The 5,754-nt window shown below is 35.2% G+C and carries 5 protein-coding genes; 2 read left to right on the forward strand and 3 right to left on the reverse strand.

Annotated elements, in window-relative coordinates; all coding sequences use genetic code 11:
- Positions 1-1,113: 1,113 nt before the first annotated feature.
- From BGC07_RS17145 to BGC07_RS17155, 3 genes are all read right to left on the reverse strand, one after another.
- Positions 1,114-2,103, reverse strand: a complete 990-nt coding sequence (locus BGC07_RS17145; RefSeq protein ID WP_069314282.1) for a ParA family protein — start codon at positions 2,101-2,103, stop codon at positions 1,114-1,116.
- Positions 2,104-2,651: 548 nt separating this feature from the next.
- Entirely contained in the window at positions 2,652-3,911 is a 1,260-nt protein-coding gene (locus BGC07_RS17150) for a hypothetical protein (RefSeq protein ID WP_069314283.1), read from the reverse strand.
- Positions 3,912-4,280: 369 nt separating this feature from the next.
- Positions 4,281-4,871 (reverse strand): tyrosine-type recombinase/integrase, encoded by a 591-nt coding sequence (locus BGC07_RS17155; protein WP_069314284.1) that lies wholly within the window; start codon positions 4,869-4,871, stop codon positions 4,281-4,283.
- A gap of 183 nt (positions 4,872-5,054) precedes the next feature.
- Between BGC07_RS17155 and BGC07_RS17160 the strand changes: the two genes are divergently transcribed.
- Together BGC07_RS17160 and BGC07_RS17165 are read left to right on the forward strand one after the other, a co-directional pair.
- Positions 5,055-5,384: a type II toxin-antitoxin system RelE/ParE family toxin gene (locus BGC07_RS17160; RefSeq protein ID WP_069314285.1), complete on the forward strand. Its 330-nt coding sequence runs from the start codon at positions 5,055-5,057 to the stop codon at positions 5,382-5,384.
- Between the two features lie 11 nt (positions 5,385-5,395).
- Positions 5,396-5,710, forward strand: coding sequence for a transcriptional regulator (locus BGC07_RS17165; RefSeq protein WP_069314286.1), 315 nt, complete (start codon positions 5,396-5,398; stop codon positions 5,708-5,710).
- Positions 5,711-5,754 lie beyond the last annotated feature (44 nt).

Raw genomic sequence — 5,754 nt, forward strand, 5'->3', positions numbered from 1 at the left:
AATAGAATAACCTAAAATAGAGATTAGATGTAGTGGCGGGTTTTAAACCGACTAGGGTTCAAAAGCTTTTTAGGTTTCTACACCGCCTCATTGTTTAGCCCTCCTGCAAGAGGGCTTTATTTTATTCATCTAAGTATCTAATTATTTTTTATTTGTTGTCAACTCAGTATTTCTAGGAATTATCAGGGTTTTATGCAGATTGTTCTCTTACTATTTAAAATTTTACTTAAACTTTGTAGGTTTATAAGATGAAATATTTTAAATATTCTCTTATTGTTCTCTTACTTTTTACGATCAGATAAGAAAAGAGACACAACTGCAGTTATAATTTCTTCTGTTATAGAAAAATTAGAAAATCCACCAGGGCCTTTTTTTCCTTCCTCTCTTCTTAACACCCCCTTTTTTTAACTAGCCTTTTTATAGACTCTTTAGCTGAATAAATACTTATATTTGTATTTTCTGCTATTTCTGAATTAGTTATCGGCCCAGTTTGATTGCCGCCATTTTCAACACAAGTTTTAACTATTAAAATCAACAGTTTCTCTTGCATTCCACATAGTTTCTGAACCTCGAAGACAGCATTATTTAACAGCTCATTTCTTACTTTTTTCGTCAAAATTTTTGGGTGAAGGTATGCTCTGATAAACAATACCATTGTTCTCTTTCTGTTCTCTTACTGGGTTATCATTGTTCTCTAACCGTTCTCTTTTTGTTTTCTTATCGTTCTCTTTTTGTTCTCTAACTGTTCTCTCATTTGGTTGTTTTTTGCTTGAATTTGTTCTCTTCCTGTTCTCTAATTGATCTCTTACCGATCCCTTACTGTTCTCTTTTTGTTCTTCTACTGTTTTCTTATTGTTCTCTTTCTGTTCTCTGACTGTGCTCTTACTGATCTCTTGTCGTTCTCTTTTTGTTCTTCCTTTGTTCTCTTTCTGTTCCCCTATTGTTCCCTTACTGTTCTCTTTTTGCTCTTCCTTTGTTCTCTTAATATTTTTTCAAATTTTTTTCATTTGCATGTGGGTTTAGGTTGTAAGGACGCAATGCGTCCTTTTTGAATTTCTTTTTTTCTTAGCTCTTGCTGCTAAAGCTTCTTCGATTGTTGGCATTTTTTATTACCTATGCAGTTGCATCTTCTAAAGTACCAAGAGAAACTTTTTCTTGTTTCTTATGTTTGTTGATACCAAGAATTTCTCGTGTAAGAAGGTCGACATCCTCTTTTGGACTTGTGTTCTTTAAAGTATCGTATATAGAGATTCCAGCTTCTTCTGATGCAGTTACATTTGGGAACTCTTGGCTTGTTCTAACATAACTTTTGTATAGTTGTTGTCCATATGTTGGGTGCTTAATTAACATAGTTAAAACATCATGAGATAAGTTTGTCCTACTATCAAATTTATTAAGCAATATTTTATGGGAAATTTTCTTATTGTAGGATTTGCCAATTGTCATTAATTCTTGTGCTGTTATTTTTAAGCCGGACAAACAAAATTTTTCAGGTATGAGTGGAGAAATAACAGCATCTGAAGCTAAAGCAGCAGCAGCAACCGATTGCCCTAGAGCTGGGGGGCAGTCGATTAAGATGAGGTCATAATGTTTTTTTACTTTCTTTATGAGGTCTCTATAAATTCTATCTAAAGCACACCTATTAAGCATTAAAGTATTATCAAGCACAGCATTTTCAATACGACTAGGAATAAGGTGCAACCCTTCATCAACCTCTTTAATAGCATCTAATAGGTCAAATTCCTCATTATTTAATATGTCTACCATTACAGGGGAATCTTCCGGGTTAATTCCGAATGCTTGAGTTAAATTTCCTTGCTGGTCAAGGTCAATGCATAGCACTTTAGCGCCGTATAGATTCGCCCTTGTCGCGATCGAGTGCGTTAGTGTTGTTTTCCCTGTACCACCTTTAACAATCTGAATAGAAACGGTGCGAGGCTTGAATTTTAATTTGAAAATTTCTTTTGCTGTTGCGTGGCCAAAGTACACTCTGTTTTGGCTTTTTCTAAAGCCAAGTTTTTTAGTTTTAAGCTGCTTATGGATAGCTTGAAGCGTAACACCTAGAAAGCTGGCAGCATCTGCTGCGGTCATTTTTGAGTTCATAATCTCTTCCTCTCATCTAAGGTTTAAGTCTAAACAGTTAAAACTAATCTCACTTAAACTTTAGATAAATATTTTTTTATGTCAATACAAATAGTTAATTAAAATTAAAATCACCATAAACAGTTATTTTTATTTTCTATTGAACTAGATGTAAAAGAGAACAGTAAGAGAACAACAAAAGTGTGTCATAGTTGAAATATATTATTCCATAATACGTTTTTCTCTATATTAGGAGAACAGAAAGAGAACAATTTAAGAGTGATTGATGGCAAGCAGGAGAACAGTAAGAGAACAATAAGAAAACAGAAAGAGAACTGTAAAAGAACAAAAAGAGAACCGATATTTTTTAAAATTTAGATAACATAATTCATATTGGAGAACAGTAAGAGATCAATAGGGGAACGTCATTATCCTCTAACAGAAAACCATTTATCACTTGTACTTTTTTAGCTTAGACAAGCATAGGCCCGAGTAGCTGGCCTATACTTGACAAGAGCGCCGTAAGTCCCGGCCCAATACGGGCCGGGGATATAAGGTAAAGATCATTCCTACAAGCTGTCATCTTCATATGCATAAAATTGTACGTTAGCCATACCAGGCGTATCTCCAACGGTTGCTCTAACGACAAACCGATAGTATCGGTATGTTGAGAAAGTAGGATCATTAAGAAATATTCTCAATCTATCGCTTCTTCTATCAGAGCCTTCAATGTCACTATATAATCCAGATAGATATAATCCACCATAGTCTCTAGATAGAGTCTTCCAGTTTTCACCATCATTACTTCCTTGAAAGTCGAATGCATAAAAATATTTTCCCCCAGAGCTACCAGACTTAGAGCTGTCTCCTCTTCTCCCAATCTCCACTAACCACAGTGCTTTGGGGGTTGGTAATTTTACCTGCCAATATATTGTAGTATTAATATCATTATAACTTTTACTTAATGCCCAGGTGTCAGCTACTTTTGTTGCCTTATAGCTCCCAAGGTTGTCGGTACCATCGGGCTCAAAAGATGAAGGGCCAACTGCATTGTATGAGTGGTAACCGCTCGCAGTAATTCCAGGTGTTACTTTAAACTCAAAGCCATGGAAGTTGCTTGAGTTTGCTTCATTTGGGAGAACGGCAGAGTAACTTCTTGTGTGTTTTCGTACTAGCTCTACCATTAAGCCAGCACTATCTACAGTCCCTAAATTATAAGGAGTAGGTCCTGCATCTGATGAGTTATATATATTATTTGGAGTTATCCCAATATAGTGCAATGAGTTATACTCAAGTGTAATATAGTAGTGATTATCTTTAACTAATTTTGACATCTCATCCGTAGATTCCAATCTTATAACTGGAACATGGTATCTGTTTTCAACTAAATTAAATTCCTCGTTAACTCTAGTGTTACCAAAGTACCTCCTCAGAGCATCTTCTTGATTCTTTTTGATATAAATTTTTTTAACTTTAATATTTTTATCATATGAGGTTATATAGCCAACTAGACTTGATACCATAGTTAAAGGTCCTGCAAATGTTCCATCACCTAAATAGCAGTCAGGGAAAGTAGGCATAGGAGTTGTTGGATAATTAACTTTATGAATTCTAGCTAAGCTTTTCCATGTAGATAGTATATTGCCTTTAAAACTATTATCACCTTCTAAAACCCTGCTTGCAAGTAAGGCTTGACGTGGACCGCATGAGTTATCAGAGGGTTGATGGAATAAATCATTTGAAAAATTGCAACTATTTGCAGAATGAGCTGTAACAGCATAAATGAATAAAGCCAACAGGCTTAGCGTGGCTAATCTAAGTTTACTCATATTTTTGTCAGAACCTTTTACTGTTAGTTTTTGTTGGTGCTCAAATGAATGTTTTCTTAAACAGGCTAACTGAGCAGAATTAATTATTTAAATAATGCCAATATGTAATTTGTTGTTACCTATAGAGTTTAACTCTTTAACTGATCAACATAAAAATTGACTTTTTAAAAACTAAAATAATTAAAATAAATTTTTCTAAAGAAGCCGAATCGATATTTGCTCTTTCAGATGTAAATTTTATTACTTTAATGTGTACGAGTTATTTCATTATTAATCCCTAATATTTATCCTTGATTTTTAATGGGAAAATATAACACTCAATTTATCTAAAGTACCACTGTATAATTACTGTTTATAAATTAGGTTTTGCTATATAAGATCCACTATCCTCTTTTTAGCTTCACTGTCTCCCTCTATGTAGCGTTGCGTTGTTTGTAGGGTTGTGTGTCCGGCGAGCTGTTGAACGTCGCGTAGGGAGCCACCAGCTTTGATAATATTTTTAGCTGCGCGGGTAACAAAAGTGCGACGGCCACTGTGACTACTGCAACCTTCAAATCCAAGGCTTTTATATAAATCAGCAAACCAATTCACGACGGTGTGGGCTGGGAAGTGGGACTTTCGGCGTGAGAGAATAACAGGCTTTTGCCCATGCTCTGGTCGGCTTTCTTCTAAAAGCTGGTTTAATGCCTGTTTAAGTTGCTTGTTCAATGGAATTACCCGGCCGCCTTGCTTTCCTTTACTTGCTGTATTTCTTAGTTGAATCGCTTCACAAAGCTGGCCGTCAGGGGTTAGCAGCATGTCCCAAGTTAAAGCTGCAATTTCTTTGGCCCGTAAACCGGCTTTGATGGAAAGTAAGAACATCGCAGTATTGCGAGTCGGATAGGTACTTGATTGGAGTGAGCTTAAAACTGCTTTTTCTTGTCTTTCGTTCAAAATCTTGGCTTGTTTATGAAGCGCCATGTTAAAAGCCTCTAATAGTACAAATTCTTGTTATATTAATATTTTATCCTGGTTGTGATTATAGGTCCAGTTGTGAGTGATTGATTTTATTCACTTTAGGATGTTTTGGCTAAAATATACTATTGACTTTTAAAGAGATTGAAATATAATGGTAACATATAAGTTACTATATGGTCTATAATAATGAAAGTAGAAGTAGTTGAGTTTTTAGACGAGTACGGGGCTTCACCTTTTGAGGTTTGGTTCAATAAGCTAAATGCTCAAGCTGCTGCCAAAATCATAACTGCTGTAACACGTATGGAGCTAGGCAACTTTAGTAACTGCAAAAGTGTAGGTGCTGGTGTTTGGGAAAACAAAATTGATTTTGGTCCAGGCTATCGGATCTACTACGGTAAAGATGGTGACAAGCTTGTAATTTTATTAACGGGCGGCTCTAAGAAAAGGCAGCAGAAAGATATAGATCAAGCTAAAAAGTATTGGAAAGAATACAAGCAACGCAAAAATAAGCATTAGGAGTAGAGAAAATGGCATTAACACGAAAATTTAAAGAGACAATTAAGGCTCGCGCTGAGTCTGATGTTGAATTTCGCCGCTCACTGCTTATTGAAGCGGTTAACTTGTTTTTAGAAGGTGAGATTGACGTGGCGAAGTCTATGCTCAGAGATTACATTAATGCGACCGTTTCTTTTGAAACAGTTGGTAAAGCAGTTGATAAAAATCCTAAAAGTATTCAACGTATGCTTGGTCCTAGTGGAAACCCAAGCACAAGATCATTATTTGAAGTGATTGCTTTTTTACAGAAGAAAGAAAAATTACATTTGAAAGTTGATGTAGCATAAATATTATTGTTGATAACTTTTTGAAAAATATTGTAAAAATAATA

This window comes from Piscirickettsia litoralis, from assembly GCF_001720395.1.
GTDB lineage: Bacteria > Pseudomonadota > Gammaproteobacteria > Piscirickettsiales > Piscirickettsiaceae > Piscirickettsia > Piscirickettsia litoralis.

Bases quoted from the DNA above. Each gene is read 5' to 3' on its own strand.
- BGC07_RS17145 (WP_069314282.1), bottom strand. From the start codon at position 2,103: ATGAACTCAAAAATGACCGCAGCAGATGCTGCCAGCTTTCTAGGTGTT.
- BGC07_RS17150 (WP_069314283.1), bottom strand. From the start codon at position 3,911: ATGAGTAAACTTAGATTAGCCACGCTAAGCCTGTTGGCTTTATTCATT.
- BGC07_RS17155 (WP_069314284.1), bottom strand. From the start codon at position 4,871: ATGGCGCTTCATAAACAAGCCAAGATTTTGAACGAAAGACAAGAAAAA.
- BGC07_RS17160 (WP_069314285.1), top strand. From the start codon at position 5,055: ATGAAAGTAGAAGTAGTTGAGTTTTTAGACGAGTACGGGGCTTCACCT.
- BGC07_RS17165 (WP_069314286.1), top strand. From the start codon at position 5,396: ATGGCATTAACACGAAAATTTAAAGAGACAATTAAGGCTCGCGCTGAG.